Raw genomic sequence first — 19641 nt, forward strand, 5'->3', positions numbered from 1 at the left:
AGGGACGACGGGTATGTAGCCATATTAACGGGAACGAGTATCAGTTGATGCTATTTTGGGAGGGCTTTGCTCTTACATACGCCCTCCCATCCCGCCTCAGCAGCTTCTTCTCTGACTCGAGGATCACGCGCCCCATGCACGCTCGCCCACTACGCTGGATCGTTCCTCTGCTCCTGTTTGTGTTCATTGCCCAGATCGGCCCGCGTCGCCCCGTTATGGCCCAGGAACTGCCCTGGCAAAACAAAGGCAGCCCCTTCGGCGTGGTTGCCGCGCTGGGCAACCGCGTGCGCGCCGATGAGATCCCCGCCGCCGTGGCCCTGATGCGCGAGGCTGGCGTCCAGTGGCAGCGCGAAGAGATCTTCTGGGACCGGGTGCAGCAGCAGCCGGGTGGCCCTTACGATTGGGACGGAGATGAGCGCGGCTTCTACAACTACGATCTGGCGATCGCCGCTCAGGCCCGCGCTGGCATCAAGGTGCTCGGACTGCTTGACTACAATCCCGCCTGGTTCAAAGGCAAGAACCCTCACCCCGATGAGTGGATCGCCGACTGGGGCGACTTTGTGTACAACGCGGTGGCGCGCTATGGCCGTGACCGGGGGCAGATCAAGCACTGGGAGCTGTGGAACGAGCCGAACCTGGCCGCCTCAGGCTACGAAAGCGGGCTGTACTCGGTCGCAGATTTCGTGCGTATTCTGGAGGTGGGTCGCGCCGCCGCCCTTGCCGCCGATCCCGAGGCAAAGATCGTGATGGGCGGCCTGGCAAGCATCTGGAGCGAACCGCCCTCGCCGCATCACTACGACTACTTCGATTATCTTGACCAGGTAGGCCGGCTGGGTGGCTGGAACTATGTGGACATCATAGCCATCCACCCTTACCGCCCCGACACGCCGGAGGGCGATGTCTGGCGGCGCGACCAGTCGCTTACCTTCCACCAGGAAATGGCCCGGCTTGATGATATTCTGCGCACCTACGGCCCCAAGCCGATCTGGCTCACCGAACTGGGCTGGTCCACCTATCGTGGCGTCTATGGCGTGGATGAGGACACCCAGGCCCACTTTCTGGTGCGCGCTTATCTGATGGCGATTGCCCATCCAAGCATCGAGAAGGTGTTCTGGTACGGCTTTCGCGACGATACTGCGCCCACGGCGCACTACGAGCGGCCAATCTACGATGATGACGAAGTGGAGTTCCACTATGGCCTGCTGCGGCGAACCTACCCCCTCGATCCCAGGCGCGGCGATCTGCGGAAGCCGGCCTTTCTGGCTTACCGGACGATGACCGAGATGCTCGGCGGGTTGACCTTGCGGGAGGTGGGACGCAACGGGGCCGACGGAGTCTACTGGTACCGCTTCGAGGGTCTGGGCCGGCGGGTGGACGTGCTCTGGCGCACGGGGGCGGCGGCGCCGATGATCGAAGTGGCCTGCGGCTGCCGCGAGGCGCTGGTGCGCGCCTGGAACGGCGAGGCGCAGCACGTGCTGGCCAGTGTTGACGGGCGCCTCACGCTGCGACCGGTGGCCATTGGCGCGCCGCTGTACATCGAGTATGACCCTCCGCCGCGCAACCGCCAGATATTCGCTGCCACCGGGCACAGTCTCGGGGGCGCATTTCGTCGCTTCTGGGAAACGCGGGGCGGTCTCGAGCGCTTTGGCTACCCCCTCACCGAGGAGATTATCGAACCAGAGCCGGGCAGCGGGCGCCCCCGCACGGTGCAGTACTTCGAGCGGGCTCGCTTCGAGCACTTTCCCGAACTCAGCGGCACTCCCTATGAGGTCCAGTTATCGCGCCTTGGCGAAACGGCGCTGCAACAGGCGGGCATTGACTGGCGAACCCTGCCTGCCCCCGGCGAGATCCCGCCGGAGTGCCGCTTTTTCCCGGAGACCAGCCGCAGCCTGTGTCCGCCATTCCTGCAGGCCTGGGAAGGGGCCGGCGGGCTGGACCTGGCGGGCCTTCCGTTGACCGAGCCGTTCGAAGTTGAGGATAGCGTGTCGGGCGCCAGATACACCGTCCAGTACTTCGAGCGGGTGCGGATCGAGCGCCATCCAGCGCGGGCAAGCGGCGCCGCCGAAATCCAGTTCGGGCTGCTGGGGCGCGAACGGCTGGTGCGCTGGGGAGGGATGCCGTAGTGCCGTTTTGGATTTTGGATTGCTACATATTCTAGTGAGACCTGGCCGGCATGCGCCGTATGTGGCGGGAAGCAGTATAACAAAGGGTCTGAAAGGGCTTTGCACTCCCAGACCCTCCCTTACCGCCTTACAGCGTGTCTCGAAAGGATTGACCCCGCGGCGCGAGCGTAGTGAGCTACAGCGCTCAGCGTCCTCAGTCCGGTCAGTGCTCTAGTCATTGGCGATACGCACGTTGGCGGTCATATTCCAGCGCAGGCGCTCATCCCAGCGGTCGGGGACAACGACCACGGTGTATACAACCTCCCCCTGACGATTCTGTCCTCGCGGCTTGATTTGAGTGACCTTGCCAGGGAGTTCGAAGCCGGGCAGCGCGTCGAAGGTGAGGGTGACCGGATCGCCCTCGCGAATGCGGACGATGCTTATTTCGGTCAGATCTTCGGTTTCGATCTTCCAGTTGCTCATATCGGCCACAACAATGGCCGGCAGGGTCGGCACGGGAACCTCGCCGACTTTGAGGTTCACTTCGGCAACCACGCCGCTGATGGGCGCGGTGAGGGTGGCGCGCTCGAAAGCCAGTTGGGCCTGCTTGAGGCCGACTTCAGCGTTGCGGATACGGGCGGCAAAGGTGCTGATAGTCGCATCGGTAGGGGTTGCCTGCAATTCGGCCAGGCGGGCCTGGGCGTTGTCAACCGCTGCCTGAGCTGCATCAATATCGCCAGCGCGGCGATTGCCCGCGAGGCTGTCGAGGCGGGCCTGGGCCGCGGCCACCGCCGCGCGGGCGGCGGCGATGGCGTCGGCGTTGGCGGGGTTGACGAGCTGGTCGTAGCGCGCCTCGGCGTTACGTAGCTGGGCCTCGGCGATCTCGATGCCGCTCTGCTCAGCCAGCTTCGCCTGCTCATAGGCCAGGCGCGCCTGCTCAAGGGCCGTTTCGGCATCGGCGACGGCGCGGGCGGCGGCGGCCTCTTCCTCGCGGAAGCCGGCGGCCAGTTCAGTGGCCCGATCCAGTTCCAGCCCGCGGTTGCGCCAGTAGATGCGGCTGTAGGTGTCCTGGGCGTTGCGCAGGGCGTTCGCCGCTATTTCGACGCGCAGCTCGGCATCGGTCTTGGCCTGCGAGAGCCGGTCGCGCTGCAACTGCAAGTTGGCGCGGGCCTCGTCAACTGCGGCCTGAGCGGCACGCACCTCGGCGGGCCGGGGGCCCGCTTCAAGTTGCCTGAGGCGCTCCCGGGCGCTCTCGAGTTCGGCACGGGCGGCAGCGATGTCGGACTCGCTCACCGCGGCCTGCACCGCGCGCAACTGCCCCTGCATGCGAGCGAGTTCAGCGCGGGCGGCGGCGATCTGTTCGGGAGTGGCGCCCTCAAGCAGACGCTCATATTCCGCCTGGGCCTGTTCGAGGGTGGCCTGGGCCTGTTCAACGCGCAGCGCCAGCTCGCGGGCATCCAGGCGCGCCAGGGGCTGACCGGCAACCACCCGGTCACCCTCCTTGACCAGCACCTCGGCCACCGTGCCGCTTATTTCAAACAGCAGATTGACCGTTGTCGCCGGAAGCACCCGTCCTTCCGCCAGCACCCCGATCCCTCCGCTCAGGGCGGGGAGAGGCGTAGGGACCGTCTGTACAGGTTCCTCGGCCTGGGGTTGGCTGGTCAGGGTGCAGGCCCCCAGCCCCCCCAGCACGACTAGCAGCATCAGGATTGCTACAGCCCGGCGCATTGCTTGTGCTCCTTGCCATTTGTGTCAATGCCAATTAAGGACCTCTGCGGCGAAGCCGCACAACAAGAGTAACTAAAGCGTTTTCCCGGGAGGACTTGCCATTTCGGATTGCTTTGAGTTCTTTTTGCGGCGCTACGCCCTCCCCAACCTTCCTGCCGCCGGCTTTCCTGCCCCTCGGTGTCACAGAGGGTTCATCTGATCCAATACCACCTTCGGTGGGGTTGATGCTGGCGCGTCTCGACGGATCGCACAAATTGTAGCAAAAGAACGCGGCGATCTGAATACCTCTGCAAATAGCTTACAAGATCGTAAACTCAGATGCGCATCTTCAGGTAGTTGGGAAGGTGAAGCCTTCCTGCCTCTCCCCCCTCTGGCGCGCCCGCCAGACTATAATGAATAGATAATGAACGACAAAGCGTCGCAGACTGCAATTCTGACAGGTCTCGCGGCGATGGACGTGCGCATGATCGTTACCAATACCTGGTTGTGGAGGCGGACCGACCGCAGACGATGGTCTGCCAGGTTCCAGGCAGCGGTGCTACAATAGGGATATGTCGCTTTCACGCTCAGACTCGCCAGCCATGCCGCGCGGCGCGCCTGCGCCAGCGGAGGCGCTCACCTTCCCTCCGGGATTTCTATGGGGCGCGGCAACGTCGGCCTTTCAGATCGAGGGCAATACCGAGGCCGACGGGCGCGGTGAGAGCATCTGGGATCGCTTCTGCCGGTTGCCGGGACGGGTGGCCGGCGGCGGCACGGGTGAGCCGGCCTGCGACCACTACCGGCGCTGGCCTGAAGACGTGGCGCTAATGGCGCATCTGGGGCTGGGCGCATATCGCTTCAGCGTGGCCTGGCCGCGGATCTTCCCCGCCGGCGGCCCGCCGCTCAACCAGAAGGGGCTCGACTTCTACCGGCGGCTGGTGGCGGCTCTGCGCGAGCACGGCATCACGCCGATGATCACCCTCTACCACTGGGATCTGCCGCAGGCCCTTCAGGATCGGGGCGGATGGGCGGCGCGCGATACGGCGCTACGCTTCGCCGACTACGCTGCGCTGCTCTTCGACCGGCTCGGCGGCGAGGTTCCTCTCTGGGCCACCATTAACGAGCCGATGCTGATCACCTACGCCGGCTATGCCGGGCGCTCCAAGGCGCCGGGCGTGGGGCGACCCTGGCAGACCCTCGCCGTGGCCCATCACCTGCTGCTGGCCCACGGCCTGGCGGTGCGGGCCTTCCGGCAGATCATCGGCCGGAGCGCGGGCATCGGCATGGTGCTCAACCTGCGTCCCTGCCACCCCGCCTCGCCCCGCCCGCGCGACATTCGCGCCGCGCAGCTCCTCGATACGCTCACCAACCGGCTGTTTCTGGCGCCGCTGTTTCAGGGGCGCTATCCCGATCTGGCGCTGCGCTTCTTCCGCCGGCGCTTCGTGCCGCTCCCCGCCGCACCCGGCGATATGGCGATCATCGCCGAACCGGCGGACTTCCTGGGGATCAACGTGTACGTGCGGGTGCTGGCGGCGGCGGGCAATCCGCTTCTGGGCGCGCGGCAGGTTCCGGGGCCAGGTCCAACGACGGCTATGGGCTGGGAGATTTACCCGGCGTGCGTTCGCGAGGCGCTGGCCCTGGCCCGCGAGTACACCTCGCTGCCCCTCTACCTGACCGAGAACGGGGCGGCCTTCGCCGACCATCCCGGCCCCGATGGCGCGATTGATGACCAGGAGCGGATCGCCTACCTGCGGGCGCATCTCATCGAGGCGCACCGGGCCATCGCCGCCGGGGCCGACCTGCGAGGCTACTTCGTCTGGTCGCTGCTCGACAATTTCGAGTGGGAGGATGGCTATGGCCCGCGCTTCGGCCTGATCCACGTAGATTACGCGACCCAGGCGCGGCGTCCCAAGGCTTCGGCGCAGTGGTACGCCGAGGTGATTGCCCGGCACGGCGTGCCCGTGGAGTGAGCGAGCTATGCCGATCGTTTTCGTGCACGGGGCGGGAACCCGCGAATACTACCAGAAGTACCATGCTGACCACGAGCACGTGCGCTCGCATCTGCGGCACTACGTCGCGCCGGCAATCGCGCCCGACCCGGAGCGGGTGGCGATTATTACCGCCTACTGGGGCGACATCGGAGCCGAGTTGCGCTGGGAAGGCGAGAGTATGCCGCCGACCCCCCCTCCACTATTCTGGCGCGACCACCCCTTGCAGAAGCTGCTGGTGGTCGGGCGCAAGCGCCACATCGCCCGCGAGGTGTTGCTGCGCTTCTCGGCCACCCTGGGCTACTACAGCGGGCGCGTGCTGGCCATGCTGGGCCGGCCCCAGGCCCGTCTGAGCGCGATGTTCATGGGCGACGCGCTGTACTACTTCGCCCACCGGGGCCGGGCGCCCAACCCCGGCGTCATCCCCGCGCGGGTGCTGGAGGCGCTGCGCCGGGCCCGCGCCGAGCAACTGGCCCGCGGCGGCGAGCCGCTGATCGCCTTCACCCACAGCCTGGGGGGGACGATCTTCTACGATGTGCTCACGCACTTTCTTCCCGCCATGCCGGGCTACGAAGACATCCATGTGGACTTCTGGGCCTCGCTCTCCTCGCAGATCGGCATGTTCGAGGAGATGAAGCTGTTTCTGGCCAGCGATCCGATCTACGGCAAGGGCAAAGCCGCCCCGTTTCCCGACCGGCGCTTTCTCGGCTACTGGTGGAACGTATGGGACCCGCACGACTTTTTGAGCTTCAGCGTGCGGGGGGTGATTGACGGAGTGGACGACGAGTTCTTCGATAGCGGCCTGTCGGTCACGGCGGCGCACCTGGCCTGCCTGCGCATCTCCTCGTTCTACGCCGTGTTCGGCCAGAAGGTGGCGACGGTGCTGGGCACCTCGATTGCGCCGCGCCGCACGTTCACCTTTGCCCGCCGGAGACCGCTGCCAGGGACGTAGCCCGCGCCTCCAGATCGGCCAGGACGCGCGCGGCGATGTCGTAGGCCGCCCGGGGGCGCCCGATCTCGCGGGCCTGAGCGCGCATGAGTTCGAGCCAGGCCGGGCGCGCCAGCAAGGTCTGCACTGCCCGCGGCACCAGCTCCGGTACGCGGATCTGAATGCCGGCGCCCGAGCCGGATACGACGTCGGCGTTCCACTCTTCCTGTCCGGGAATGGGATCAATCACGATCATCGGCGTGCCCCGCGCCAGCACTTCGCTGGTGATCAGGCCGCCCGGTTTGGAGATCACCAGGTCGCTGGCGGCGACGAGATCGTCCAGATAGTCAATGAAGCCGAGCTTGCGGAGTTCTACCAGCGGGCCGCGTTCGAGGTCGCCGAGGGCCTCGTCGAGGTAGTGGTTGCGTCCGGCCACGGTGACCACCGTCGCCGGTTGATCGCCCTTGAGCAACTGGGTGACCATGTGGCGCACCCGCTCCGGCGCGACGCCACTGCCGATGACGGTGATCAGCGGCGCTTCCAGGGGCAGGTTATGGCGCCGGCGCATCTCCGCGCGGTCTTTCGGCTCCGCCAGTTCCAGCTTCACCGGGATGCCGGTGACGTGGACCCGCTCCGGTTCAATGCCGCGGGCCAGAAGGACGTCGCGGGTCAGTTCGCTGGCCACGAAGTAGGCCGCCACCCCCTCGCGCAGCCAGCTACTCTGGACGGAGAAATCGGTGATCACGGCATATTCGGGCACGCCGGTACGTTCGCCGTAGTCTTGCAGCACGTGGAGGGGCCACTGCATCGTGCAGATGATCGCGTCGGGCCGGAGCTCCTCGACCCGCCGCTCGAAGCGTTTGAGAAAGGGCTGGCCCATGGTCTTGAGCACCGCATTGGCCCGCAGGGCATCCTCGGTGTCCTGGAAGTGCAGCCGCGAGTGGACCATGGTGTACAGCGGCTGAAGGCGGGTGGAGAGTTCGTTGTAGGCCGAGGTGATCACCTTCCGGGCCATGTCGTTGACGTGATCGAAGACGTCCTCAACTACGACGGTCACGCCGGGATGGAGGCGCAAAGCGGCGCCGATGGACTGAGCGGCGCTGGTGTGCCCGATACCGGCGGACACGTGAAACACAGCGATGGTTGGCATACTTGCTCCTGTATCGCCGCCGCGGGCGGCGGGAAGGGGGACTATTCTTGTATTGTACCGCTGAATGGTCTGTTGACGTATTGGCGCATCTGGCAAATCCCCTGACACAAATGGTCGGGGGAGAGTACGGCGCCCCCACGACCAGATGGAAGGGTGAAACCTCATTTCGCCCTACCCTCGCCAAAAGGGAGGGTCTGGGAGGGCTTCGCCCTCCCAGGAAAACTCTTCCACCCCGTGGTGCGCGGCTGCGCCGCGCGTGTCCGGCGTGAACCCACCGCGATGAGGAGATAGTCATGACCATCGTCGTATTCGGCAGCATCAATATGGACCTGGTTGCCCGCGCGCCGCGGCTGCCCACTACCGGGGAGACGGTGCCCGGACACACCTTTTTCACCGCGCCGGGCGGCAAGGGCGCCAACCAGGCCGTGGCCTGCGCGCGCCTGGGCGCGCCGACGCGCATGGTGGGCCGGGTGGGCGACGACGCGCTCGGCGCGGAACTGCGGGCAGGGCTGCGCGCCGCCGGGGTTGACGAGCGCGACGTGCTGACCACTCCCGGACCTTCCGGTGTGGCGCTGATCGCCGTGGACGACGCGGGGCGCAACACGATCATCGTGGTGCCGGGCGCCAATGGGGCGATTGGCCCCGCCGACGTGACCCGGCTGGAGACAGCCCTGATCGGGGCGCGGGCGCTGCTGTTGCAACTCGAAATCCCCCTCGAAGCAGTGGTCGCCGCGGCCAACGCGGCACGGCGCGCGGGCGTGCCGGTCATCCTCGACCCGGCCCCGGCGCGCGAGCTGCCCGCCGAGCTGTACCGCCTGGCCGACATTATCACGCCCAACGAAAGCGAAGCGGCGACGCTGGTCGGTTTCGACCTGAGCGACGAGGCGGCGCGCATTGCGGCGGCGCGCGCGCTGCACGCGCGCACCGGCGGCGCCGTGGCGTTGAAGCTGGGCGAACACGGTGCGCTGCTGTTCGCCAGTGACCAGTTCCTGCGCTTGCCGGCCCTGCCCGTGCGCGCGGTTGATACCGTCGCCGCTGGCGACGCCTTCAACGCCGGGCTGGCAGCGGCCCTGGTTGAAGGGCAACCTCTGGCGGCGGCCGTGCGCTGGGCCGTCGCCGCCGGGGCTGTAGCCGTGACCCGCCCGGGGGCGCAGGCGGCCATGCCCTCGCGCGCCGAGGTGCTGGCGATGCTGGATTTTGGATTTTAGAACCACAACGAGACTTCCCCTGAGAGGAGGTTCGGAGGGGCGAAGCCCCTCCGAAAACCTCTTTCCAGTGGGGCGCGGCGGCGCCGCGCTCCGCCGGAAAGGGGAATCCTGCGGGGGCCTGCGGTCCCTGCAACCCCCGCGGCCGTTCAAGGGAGTCGCAGGAGACGCCGCCTCCCCGCGCCTCGCCAGAAAGGAGCACGGATCATGGCCCTCGCGCATGACTACCTGGAGCGCGTCTACGCTGGCGTGCTCGGCAAGTGCATCGGCGTCTACCTCGGGCGGCCGGTGGAGCAGTGGACCCACGAGCGCATCAGCGCCGAGGTGGGGGAGATTGGCGGGTATGTGCATGCGCGCTTCGGGCTGCCCCTGGTGGTCACCGACGACGATATCACCGGGACCTTCACCTTTCTGCGGGCCTTGCCCGACCATGGCAACGACCCGGCGCTCACCCCGGCGCAGATCGGCGCCGCCTGGCTGAACTACCTGATCGAGGGGCGCACGGGCATCTGGTGGGGCGGCCTGGGCGTGTCCACCGAGCACACCGCCTACCTGCGCCTCAAGAGCGGCATTCCCGCGCCGGCCAGCGGCTCCGCCGCGCTCAACGGGCGGATTGTCGCCGAGCAGATCGGCGGACGGATCTTCGCGGATGGCTGGGCCATGGTCGCGCCGGGCGATCCCGACCTGGCCGCCGACCTGGCCGGGCGCGCCGCATCGGTGAGCCACGACGGCGAGGCGGTGCACGCGGCGCGGGCGCTGGCGGCGATGGAGGCCCTGGCCTTCGTCGAGGGGAGCATCCCCCAGTTGCTCGACGCGGCGATCGCCCGCATCCCCGCCGATTGCGCCACCGCCCGGCTGATCATCGAACTGCGCGCCCTGCGCGCCCGCGAAGCCGACTGGCGCGCGGCGCGGCGCCTGATCGCCGAACGCTACGCCTACGACCGCTACCGGGGCGGCTGCCACGTGGTTCCCAACCAGGCCCTCCTGCTCCTGGGCCTGCTGTGGGGCGACGGAGACTTCGGGCGTTCGCTGGGCATCGTGGTGAGCGCCGGGCTCGACACCGACTGCAACGCCGGCAACCTCGGATGCCTGCTGGGGATCCGCGGCGGCCTGGCCGCCCTCGACGCCGGCCCCTACGACTGGCGCAGCCCCATCGCCGACCGGCTCTTCCTGCCCGGCGCCGACGGGGGGCGGGCCATCAGCGACGCCCTGACCGAGGCCGTGCGCGTCGCGAACATTGGCCGCGCCCTGCACGGCCTGCCGCCGCTGGCGCCAAAGGGCGGGGCGCAGTTCCACTTCACGCTGCCGGGGTCGGTGCAGGGCTTTCGTGGCGCGGGGGCCGAGGTGCGCAACCTTGTCGGCCCGGAGGGAGCGCGGCAACTCGCTGTCAGCGCGACCCTCCCGGCGGGAGGGACGGCCCGCGCGGCGACCCCCGTGTTCATCCTGCCCGAGGAACTGGCGATGCCCGGCTACCCCCTGGTGGCCTCGCCCCGGCTCTACCCCGGCCAGGAGGTGTACGCCCGGCTCATCGCCGACGCGACGAACGCCGGGCCGGTCGTCACGCGTCTGAGCGCCCGCGTCTACGGCCCGCAGGATGCCCTGGAGGCGCTGAGCGGCCCGCCCGTGTCCCTGGCCCCCGGCGCGGAGGTCGAACTCCACTGGCGGGTGCCCGACACCGCCGGGGCGCCGCTGGCCGACATCGGGGTCGAGGTGCAGGCGACGGTCTCGGGCCCTGCCGGCCTGCGCCTCGACCGGCTCGGCTGGCGGGGCGCGCCGGAGGTGACCTTCACCCGCCCGCCCTTTGCGGGCAGCGCCTGGCGGCGGGCCTGGGTCAACGCGGTGGACCAGTGGGACGATGAGCGGCCCGAAGCCTTCTGGCTGACGCAGAACGCCGGGCGGGGCCTGCTCATCCAGGGCGCCGAGGAGTGGCGGGACTACGAGGTGCAGGCGGTGATCACCCCGTCGCTCTGCGCGGCGGCGGGCATCGCCGCGCGGGTGGGCGGCCTGCGGCGCTTCTACGCCCTGCTGCTGCGGGCGGGAGGGCGCATCGCCCTGCTGCGGGCCCTCGACGCCGACACGCTGCTGGCCGAGGCGCCATTCGTCTGGCAGCAGCACCGGAGCTACGCCCTGCGCCTGGCGGTCGAAGGGCCGTGGCTGCGGGCCTTCGTGGACGATGCGCCCATCTTCGCGATGCGTGACCCCGGCGCCCCGCTGAGGGGCGGGGCGGCGGCCCTGGTGGTGGAGGAGGGGCACATGCACTGCGCGGCGGTACGGGTGGAGGCGGGCGGGGCGTAGGGAGACCCGACAGGCAACTGTTCACACTTCTCCCGGGAGCGAGGGCTTCCAGCCCTCGTTGTGGCTTCGAGGGCGAGACGCCCGCGTCCCAGGCTCTCCTGTTACCCCAGGTGTGAACAGTATTCCCGACAGGTCTCATGCATCATCGAGGGGGCTGCGCACCGCGCCGGGGCAACTGTTCACACTTCTCCTGGGAGCGAGGGCTTCCAGCCCTCGTTGTGGCTTCGAGGGCAAGACGCCCGCGCTCCCAGGCTCTCCTGTTACCCCAGGTGTGAACAGTATTCCCGACAGGTCTCATTCGTCATCGAGGGGGCTACGCACCGCGCCGGGCCCACGGCACAGGACGTGAGTGTAGATCATCGTGGTCTGCACATCCTTGTGGCCCAGAAGCTCCTGCACGGTGCGAATAGCATAGCCGGCCTCAATGGTCTGTAAAGTAAGTTTCCTGGCCTTTCCGCCCCCCTCCCAGCCTCCCCCCGTTGGGGGGAGGGGCCGGACTCCCTCCCCCGGCGGGGGAGGGTTGGGGAGGGGGTGGGGGTGTAGCGAAAGACTTTGTTTACAGACTACTCAAGCAAATGCGTGGCGAAGCTATGGCGAAACGTGTGGCAGGTGACGCGCTTCTGGATGCCGACCTGCTTTCGCCTGATCCCATCTCGCGCGGATGGCGCAGGGTATGAAAGCGGATAAACCGGCGCACCCATCCGATGTACGCCTCTTCGGTGCGAAGCGAGTAGTGTTTGCGACGCAGCGCGCCGCGCACCTGATCGAGCAGTCCGGGCGGATGGCCGGAAGAGGACATTTGGAACCCCTTTACATCGGATATAGAGTGACCTATACTCATCACAACTCATGTACCGCGCAACGCACACAAACGATGCGGCTTCGTCGTACGTGAGTTTCAGGAGAGAAGGTTATCCGTCTATCGGGGCATGTGCGGGAATAGGCGGACGAAGAGCGGTCGAACACCGTACAGGGCGGGATTAGGCGGACGGTTGTCCACCTAATATGGCGCAGGCCGGCATAGGCGGACGAAGGGCAGCCGAACACCGTACAGGGCGGGATTAGGCGGAAAGTTGTCCGTCTAATGTAGTACAGGCTGGAATAGGTGGAGGCGGTCGGTCTACTTCATGTTATGCCGCCTAATATCGTGGCATAAGCATCCTTTCTGGCAGCGCACAGTTCAGTGAATGCTCCATCTCAAAGGAGAAACTGTCTATGAGTGAAATAATCCATGCTGACCTGTTTCTCGTCATTCCTCAAGCATTACCAACCTTATTCGCTCACATGATTAAAACAGTGAGTGACGATGCTTCTGCGATAGGCGGAAAATTAGCATATCGCTTGCGGAACACATTCGGCGGGAATTGGGTATGGTGTGGTGGTCAGATTATTACGGATAAGCGCCTTCAAGATGACAAAATTAAAGAATTTCTAAAACAACTATGGACAGAAGAACCATTCAAGGATGTACAGAGCATTACTTTTAATACAACCTGGGAACCATCGGCCTGGGAACTAGGTGAATTTGCGGCTCGTGGTTTACTTGCAAACTACCAAACAGAGATTCGGAGAGTGCTTGAACCCAAAAAACAGCATTTCGGCAAAATCCGAGTTGACCGCGATTATGCTTTGCGCGGTTGGGCTGTCAACAATCAACCAGCGGTTTCTATAACTGTGTCGTCCAATATTTTTCATACTCAGTTGCTTCACGAGTTTGCTGCTACCTTGAAAAGCCCGCAAGAACTTATCGGGATGATGGTAGCTGTGACAGCAAAGGACTTAAAAGGAACAATTGTCGAGATTACTGGCAATGTTCGAGAAATGCGTGAATGGCTTCTCAGCAAATCAAGCGATGAGACAACACGTAATCTGATTAGCCGCGCCCCTGATGATGAACTGACCGTCAAAATTGAAACGCGTACAAGTCAGTATATTTATATCGCTAGCATGTTACGCCCGATCGTACGAATGGGCGATCTCAAGAAATTTGGAGTGGATCCGCGCCAAGTTTCCAAAGCCTTACGGCTTGACCCTCTCACCAGGTACAATCTTGTACGTGAAATTGCTGCTATTGGCAAAAAGCACGGAATTCTGGGGGACGGTTTTGAGTCGAGAGCAAGACCGCAATTATTTTTGAGAGCAAATGATGTAGCCTTTGTACCCGAATTGCGTGTTGGTTGCAACCAAACTCACCGCGAAGGGCAACGCATTTATCGAAGTCTAGAACAACATGGTGTATTTAGACGTTCAAGCGCGTTTCCTGACAAAGAACACCCTATAAGAATTGGGATAGTGAACGCATCGTCACAAGTTGCACAGCAAGCATTGATGACCTTTCTACAAAAACTTAAGGCGGCACTGGAGAGATTGAATTTTTCTATTCAATCGGTTGAAGTCAATGGGCAACGCCAACAAAAGGTCGAAAGACTTTCAAGAGCAGACTTGGAAAATGCAATAAATCGCCTAGAAATGGCAAAACCTGATATTATCCTTGCCCTGTTTCCTGGAAGCGCACATCATGATGATGAATGGGGAGACGACGAAGAAGATAGTATGTATCATGTTTTCAAATCATTGACAATGCGATGTGGCATCCCAAGCCAAGTTGTTTATGAAGATACATTCTCTGAACAATATGCGATGGACAATATTGTGCTGGGGATATTGGCAAAGACAAAGAATATACCATTTGTTTTGGCGAAACCTCTGCCTTACGCTGATATTGTCGTTGGGATTGATATTGCTCGTAGAGCGAAACAACGGCTGTCGGGAACGGTGAATGCAACCGCTATTGCAAGAATATATTTTAGCGACGGCCAATTTCTAAGATATATCATCCATGATGCGCCGATCGAAGGGGAAACAATACCAGGTGGTATTCTGCGTAGCCTTTTTCCTCTTAAAGAATTTCAAGGTAAACGCGTTGTGATTCATCGCGATGGCTATTTTCGTGGGGGAGAAAAGTCTGCGTTGAAAGAGTGGGCGAAACAAATTGGAACAGAGTTTCATTTAGTCGAAGTAATCAAATCTGGGACACCCCGTCTTTATCAAAGTACAGTAACTTCCACCCTTGATAGACCGTCAAAGGGAACTGCATTGAAAATAAGCGATACGGAAGTATTTCTGGTTTCTTCACTACCTCCTTTCAAAGGTAGCACGCCGCGTCCACTTCAAATCAGGACAGAACCGACTTTCCCAATTGAAAACGCTATTCATTCTGTACTGTCACTAACGCTCTTACATTATGGTTCTGTTAGAGAGCCGCGTTTGCCAGTGACGATTCATTACAGCGACAAAATTGCAGAGTTGTCATTACTCGGCATCAAACCCAAAGATCTGGAAGGAGACGTACCTTTCTGGTTGTAAAAGGAATAGGCGGCATAACATGCGTTTCCAGCCGACAGCGCTCCGCTTCGCTCCGCGCTGCGGCTGAAACGCCAGCCGTTATGCGGCCTACGTTTCAAAAATACCAATGTACACTTAAGAGCATCAGAGAGGGAGAGGATGAGTAGACCGAGCAACGGTTATCTAGATCTGTTAAGTAAAATAGCTGCTTTTCTGGGAACTATTACTCTGTTTGTAGGATTCATTGGCACAGTCCTTGAATGGGGCAGTGAGCCTCAAAGTCTGTTAATCGCCTCTGTGGTGGGATATGTAGTCCTCGCAGGTGGGGTTTTTTGATTTGCCTTCAAGTCTTCAGATAGCAGTCCCAAGTGGCGGTGGGGAAGCTTAGCTGCTTTGTACGTAATCACGATTTCCTTCTTTTTCTGGCTAGGCACCCAGATTATAGTTCTGCCGGCCAGCAGTTGGCCCTCGAACTTGATGACCTATTACGATTTTGAGACTGATGCCGACTTGAACGGGTGGCCTGAAGGAGCGCAGAGATCAACTGAGCATGCCTTTAGTGGTCAGTACGCGCTGAAAGCTATACTGCCTGTCCAGGCAGGAGGACAGACATTCTTCTCCTTCCGCTGGACTCAGGAGTTCACAGCGGACGTGGTTGTGGGACAAGTTTACTGGCCCGAGAATGAAGAGGTGGACGTTGTCTGGGCACAGGTTTGTGTTCCAATGGGGGAGAACTGGAACTGTCAAGGTATTAGGGGATACCGTGGTGGCTGGAATACATTTGTCTTGGATTTGTGTGCATTGTCAGTAGGGACTCCTCCACAACCTTTGTGCCAACTTGTGTTATCTAATGGATTTCTGTTCCAAGGAGGACTGTCTGGAGCCCCGGGCACCAGTGTTACAACTATGCCTATGTATATAGATGCAATTCAGATTTATCGCGATGGCGAGGAATAGCCAAAAGAGTTCAAGTTGAGAGAGGCCGCATAACAAGCGCATCCACCCGACCGCGCTACCGCGCACACAAATCGGCGGCCTCACGCGCTTGCAATCGGTCTTGTAGAGGCAGTGGTTTCACGCACTCGCGCGGCGGGTGATGCGCAGGGCGTTAGGCGCAATTCTCGCCTGAACGGACTTGGCGGTTTCGTTTCGGAGTCTTACTAATGGTTGCTACCGCGACGATGACGTTTGCAGAATACAAGAACATCGAGCATCCAGCGCCTTATATTTTGCAACTGCCAAGCGAAAGCGCCGAGTTCCTTTACTACGGTGCAAACCACATTTATGATCCTGCTGACCCGATGTTTGATGATATCGAGTTGCGATTCAAAGGATTCCATCCCGACTTTGCCCTGGTAGAAGGCGGTGTCATCGAGACATTGCTGCCGCGAGACGAAATCATCAGACAAGAAGGCGAGCGCGGATTCTTGTGTCGCCTTTGCAGCCTGCATAGCGTTCCAGTTGCCAATTTAGAACCCTCTTTTGATGAAGAAGTGCAATATCTACTTAAGACTTTTACCGGAGAACAATTATTGCTCTTCTACTGTGTGCGGCAGATTGTGCAGTATCGCTATATGGAAGCGAAACGCCTTACAAAGAATACATGAGCAATTTTTGCAAGGTGGATTGCCGGTAAACTACTTCTTGAATTGCCGCTCGCTCCGTTGGAATGTCTCTCCGCTCAATATAGACAAGCATTCGGCTGAGATTTGGATTGGCAGACGCTTAGCGACGATGTTGGAAGCCCTCTGATTCAAGGTGGATTGACGAACGAGATTTCGCGTCAGACCGGTTATTTCCGTGACGCATCGCACGTGTCCAATGTAATCCGTGCTGTAAAGAAGCATCGAAGAGTTTTTGCCATTGCAGGTGCAAGTCATGTGGTTATGCAGGAAAGAGCGTTGCGTGCGGCGCTTAAAAACTGCGCCTAACACGTGTTTCCACCTGACGCCGCTCCGCTGCGCTTCGCGGACGGCTGAAACGCAGGCCGTTGGGCGGCTCTGTCAACCATGGTGCGAGTGCGTGCGGCGGGCGCGAGTCTGGCGCGGCTGACGCTCCCGTTGGGCGGCTCTGTCAACCGCTGGCTACTCCCTTGAAACCCTTCACTCACGTGGTCGTTCTACCATCACGTCCTAACGTGTTTGATATTCCGAGCGTTCTGTTATAACTGCGTATCTTCATCTTCCATCAAAAAACAATAGACTTTATCGAGATTTACGTAGCGTATGTCCAAGGAACATGGCGGAGCCGCAGATTGTGTGAGCTGCACGCGATTGCCGTCACCGTATCGCGGATATGGTCCGCCCGGAGCCGGAGGTCTTCTTTCAGGATGACGCACCGTTTGACGGCGCTGATGATGTGCGCGATCCGCACGCGCTGGCGCGTAATCTGGCGATTATCGCTTTTTTGTGCGTGGTCAATCGCTGTCCTTTGGCTTTCTTGTGCGGCATCGTGATCGTGACGCCAGCGAGCGCGAAGCCGAGCTAGCCCAACTCCCGCAGCAGTTCGCTGCCCGGCGGCAACGGATACGGCGTGGCGTCGGCAATGGGTTTTTCGCGATAGGCGCCTTCATACGTATCCCTGAGAAACCACATGCGCGCCGTCCGGTCGGCCAGGAGCACGTTCGTTACCGGGCGGTCGTGCGTCTTGCCGCTCCAGTAGTCTTTCTGTTCACCTGGGTCTTGGGGGCGCAGGATGGGTCGCTCGGCGCCGTCGTGAAAAAGGGGACTCCGGCGCGGTCGCGTCGGTAAGACCAATCCGCGCTTTCAGCTCCTCGAGCGCGCGACCGGGCGCGAGGTCGGCGACGCACAACGCGGTTTGGAGCACCGGGATCAGCATATTCGGCCAGGTGCTGACGCTCGACCGGATCAGGCCAAAGGTCGCGCCGTGATAGGCTTGGCGCGGTGCATGTTTGAGATAACTCAGCACGAACAGCGAGCGATCTGCGGGCGTTGGCAGCGGACAATTGGTATAGACGCTGAAGCTGCGAGTCGTGCGCCGCCGGCCGGTCATGGTCTATTGCTGCATATGCTCCTGGAATGCCGTTTCAAAGGGCGCCATGAGTGCGGTAAACTCGGTGTCCGACAGACTGGTCAACTCGCACACGCGGGCGTCCTGTCCAGCAATGGTGTGATAACGTAGCATGGGTTCGCTCCTCTTCGGTGTCGCAGGAGCGAATCACACCACAAATCTCGATAAGGTCTACTAATCTCTGTTGGCGCCAATAATACCACAATCATCGTTCTTGATGAGGGCAAGTTCCGCCAGCTAGCTTGCTTTATTGCTTGGCTACGCAGAAATCACTTAAACGACGAAAGGAGAATAGAGCATGAGTGTGCCAGAATTGATCGTTGGTTTTGTTTTAGGCATCATAGTAAATCTTATAACAGATCCTGTCAAAAGAACTATTCAGTTACGCAGAGAGAGACTTTCGCGAAGTTTCGCCAATAAAAATCTGAAATATCTTCAAGCAGAATACGAACGCATTAAAAGGTTGCGAAATGAGCCGTATTTTTTCTATGCAACATTTGCTGGCCAAACACTACATGCGCTTAGCAGTCTTTTTCTAATCGTTCTCATCTTATCGTTGTCATTTGTTCTGGCGATATTAGTTTCAGTTCAACTAAATCTTGGACTTTATCTCTACGCCTTCGTCGCTGCAATTGGTGTCCTGTTCGGATATGCCGGATTTCGTACAGTCTCTGAAAGCACACTCGATATCTACCGAGTAACTAATTTTGACACCTACGAGCCAGAGATTCGCAAAAGAATCGAAGAACTGAAAAAGCAGCTAGGGATTGGTCAACCATAATCAGACTCTGATGTTCTTGGTTATGATGCCACCTTCCTCTGCCCGAAATGTCATCTTGCACCTCTCCCATCAGTCTAACAAAGCGTGCAGCCGACGGCTCATCTGAAGCTAGTGTCAAAGGTATGGTAGACTTCCTTCCAGCAGGGTTGGCATGGCGCACTGGAGGGATAGGATGATCGCCCTTCCGATTGGCGAGTTGATGGACGAGGCGGCCAGTCTGGACTGGCAGGAGCGCCGCATGTATCCAGCAGGTCTGTGTTGTCCTCACTGCAGGAGTCGTAGCTGCCGCCTCTTTCGGCGCAGGCAAGCCTTTCCGGGCTATCGCTGCCGCGCGTGCGACAGTGCGTTTACCATCCTGACGGGCGCCGCCTTTGAAAAGAGCCGCCAGAAGCCTTCTCCCACGGTTCTGTTCCTGCGCGGGGTCGCCCAGGGTGAAACAACGGCCCGCTTGTCCCCCGAGTTGAACCGCTCCTCCAAGCAAGCCCTGACCCTGCGCCACCGGCTGTAAAACAATGTGAACGAAACGGCGCCGCTGAACCTGATGGCAGGCGCGCAGTGTGAGGCCGACGAAGGCTACCGACGGGCGGGGGAAAAGTGGAGAAACTGATTGCCGCCGGCCTGATGACGCCAGCCGGGCTTGCCAGGGTCGAATCCGCCAGGCGCGACGGTTCCTGGTCGCGACTCGACGCTGTGGAGGCGCTTAAGATTCCTCAGGACCTTGAACAGGCTCTCGCGGCTTATCCCAACGCGAGACGACACTTCGACACGTTTCCCCGATCAGTCAAGCGAGGCATCCTGGAGTGGATCGTGAATGCAAAGAAGCCGGAGACGCGGGCGAAGCGCGTTGCCGAGACCGCGCAACGGGCTGAGAAGAACCAGCGTGCCGACCAGTGGCGGCAGTAGGTGCGGGCGGCTGAACAAGCGGCTGAACTCGAACAGCGCGGGCCGGTGATGCACGCCGAGTACACCGTTGAAACCGTTGCCGCTCCTGCCGAACCAGGCGCAGCAGCAGATGCCGGGGCATGATCCGTTATCTTGAGCGTGGCTCCGGGTTGCCCTACCGCTGCGCCCGACCCCGGCCTGATCCCCGGTCGCCGGGGTCCGTCCATC

The 19641-nt window shown here is 61.6% G+C and carries 16 protein-coding genes and 2 pseudogenes; 11 read left to right on the forward strand and 7 right to left on the reverse strand.

Going from position 1 to position 19641, the window contains the following annotated elements:
- Positions 1 to 134: 134 nt before the first annotated feature.
- Positions 135 to 2123 carry a glycosyl hydrolase gene (locus NZU74_02110; GenBank protein ID MCS6880103.1) on the forward strand — a complete coding sequence of 663 codons (1989 nt, stop codon included), beginning with the start codon at positions 135 to 137 and terminating at the stop codon, positions 2121 to 2123.
- A gap of 210 nt (positions 2124 to 2333) precedes the next feature.
- On the opposite strand, the gene NZU74_02115 is transcribed toward NZU74_02110, so the two are convergent.
- Positions 2334 to 3830, reverse strand: coding sequence for a biotin/lipoyl-binding protein (locus NZU74_02115; protein ID MCS6880104.1), 1497 nt, complete (start codon positions 3828 to 3830; stop codon positions 2334 to 2336).
- A 551-nt stretch (positions 3831 to 4381) separates the two neighbouring features.
- Here NZU74_02115 and NZU74_02120 point away from each other — a divergent pair.
- A complete protein-coding gene (locus tag NZU74_02120) occupies positions 4382 to 5779 on the forward strand; it encodes a GH1 family beta-glucosidase (GenBank protein ID MCS6880105.1) in 1398 nt (465 codons plus the stop codon).
- Positions 5780 to 5786: 7 nt separating this feature from the next.
- Positions 5787 to 6749, forward strand: coding sequence for a hypothetical protein (locus NZU74_02125; GenBank protein ID MCS6880106.1), 963 nt, complete (start codon positions 5787 to 5789; stop codon positions 6747 to 6749).
- On the opposite strand, the gene NZU74_02130 is transcribed toward NZU74_02125, so the two are convergent.
- Entirely contained in the window at positions 6712 to 7875 is a 1164-nt protein-coding gene (locus NZU74_02130; protein MCS6880107.1) for a galactosyldiacylglycerol synthase, read from the reverse strand. The genes NZU74_02125 and NZU74_02130 overlap by 38 nt on opposite strands.
- 293 nt (positions 7876 to 8168) lie before the next feature.
- Here NZU74_02130 and rbsK point away from each other — a divergent pair, with 293 nt between their 5' ends.
- On the forward strand, positions 8169 to 9083 hold the full coding sequence (rbsK, locus tag NZU74_02135) for a ribokinase (protein MCS6880108.1): 915 nt from the start codon (positions 8169 to 8171) through the stop codon (positions 9081 to 9083).
- A 204-nt stretch (positions 9084 to 9287) separates the two neighbouring features.
- Positions 9288 to 11375, forward strand: a complete 2088-nt coding sequence (locus tag NZU74_02140) for an ADP-ribosylglycohydrolase family protein (protein MCS6880109.1) — start codon at positions 9288 to 9290, stop codon at positions 11373 to 11375.
- Between the two features lie 294 nt (positions 11376 to 11669).
- Here the strand turns inward: NZU74_02140 and NZU74_02145 are convergent.
- Both NZU74_02145 and NZU74_02150 read right to left on the reverse strand, forming a co-directional pair.
- A pseudogene (locus tag NZU74_02145) lies at positions 11670 to 11801 on the reverse strand (tyrosine-type recombinase/integrase).
- A 211-nt stretch (positions 11802 to 12012) separates the two neighbouring features.
- Positions 12013 to 12174: pseudogene (locus NZU74_02150) on the reverse strand (phage integrase N-terminal SAM-like domain-containing protein).
- A gap of 416 nt (positions 12175 to 12590) precedes the next feature.
- On the opposite strand from NZU74_02150, the gene NZU74_02155 reads away from it, so the two are divergent.
- The 3 genes from NZU74_02155 to NZU74_02165 all read left to right on the forward strand — a co-directional run bounded on the left by NZU74_02155 (position 12591) and on the right by NZU74_02165 (position 17207).
- Complete coding sequence (locus NZU74_02155) at positions 12591 to 14741, forward strand: Piwi domain-containing protein (protein ID MCS6880110.1); 2151 nt, start codon at positions 12591 to 12593, stop codon at positions 14739 to 14741.
- Positions 14742 to 15883: 1142 nt separating this feature from the next.
- Positions 15884 to 16327 (forward strand): hypothetical protein, encoded by a 444-nt coding sequence (locus tag NZU74_02160; protein MCS6880111.1) that lies wholly within the window; start codon positions 15884 to 15886, stop codon positions 16325 to 16327.
- A gap of 688 nt (positions 16328 to 17015) precedes the next feature.
- On the forward strand, positions 17016 to 17207 hold the full coding sequence (locus tag NZU74_02165; GenBank protein ID MCS6880112.1) for a hypothetical protein: 192 nt from the start codon (positions 17016 to 17018) through the stop codon (positions 17205 to 17207).
- On the opposite strand, the gene NZU74_02170 is transcribed toward NZU74_02165, so the two are convergent.
- Genes NZU74_02170 through NZU74_02180 form a run of 3 tightly spaced genes read right to left on the reverse strand, consistent with a single transcriptional unit; the run spans position 17204 to position 17864 of the window.
- The gene (locus NZU74_02170) at positions 17204 to 17341 is read right to left on the reverse strand and encodes a hypothetical protein (GenBank protein MCS6880113.1); all 138 of its coding nucleotides are present in this window, start codon (positions 17339 to 17341) and stop codon (positions 17204 to 17206) included. The genes NZU74_02165 and NZU74_02170 overlap by 4 nt on opposite strands.
- Positions 17342 to 17390: 49 nt before the next feature.
- On the reverse strand, positions 17391 to 17732 hold the full coding sequence (locus NZU74_02175; GenBank protein ID MCS6880114.1) for a hypothetical protein: 342 nt from the start codon (positions 17730 to 17732) through the stop codon (positions 17391 to 17393).
- 3 nt (positions 17733 to 17735) lie between these two features.
- The gene (locus tag NZU74_02180; GenBank protein ID MCS6880115.1) at positions 17736 to 17864 is read right to left on the reverse strand and encodes a hypothetical protein; all 129 of its coding nucleotides are present in this window, start codon (positions 17862 to 17864) and stop codon (positions 17736 to 17738) included.
- Positions 17865 to 18048: 184 nt separating this feature from the next.
- Here NZU74_02180 and NZU74_02185 point away from each other — a divergent pair, with 184 nt between their 5' ends.
- The 3 genes from NZU74_02185 (at position 18049) to NZU74_02195 (ending at position 19434) form a co-directional block, all read left to right on the forward strand.
- The gene (locus NZU74_02185) at positions 18049 to 18531 is read left to right on the forward strand and encodes a hypothetical protein (protein MCS6880116.1); all 483 of its coding nucleotides are present in this window, start codon (positions 18049 to 18051) and stop codon (positions 18529 to 18531) included.
- A gap of 172 nt (positions 18532 to 18703) precedes the next feature.
- Complete coding sequence (locus NZU74_02190) at positions 18704 to 19039, forward strand: transposase (GenBank protein ID MCS6880117.1); 336 nt, start codon at positions 18704 to 18706, stop codon at positions 19037 to 19039.
- 86 nt (positions 19040 to 19125) lie between these two features.
- Positions 19126 to 19434 carry a YdeI/OmpD-associated family protein gene (locus NZU74_02195; GenBank protein MCS6880118.1) on the forward strand — a complete coding sequence of 103 codons (309 nt, stop codon included), beginning with the start codon at positions 19126 to 19128 and terminating at the stop codon, positions 19432 to 19434.
- Positions 19435 to 19641 lie beyond the last annotated feature (207 nt).

The sequence above is a fragment of the Chloroflexaceae bacterium genome, assembly GCA_025057155.1.
Lineage (GTDB): Bacteria > Chloroflexota > Chloroflexia > Chloroflexales > Chloroflexaceae > JACAEO01.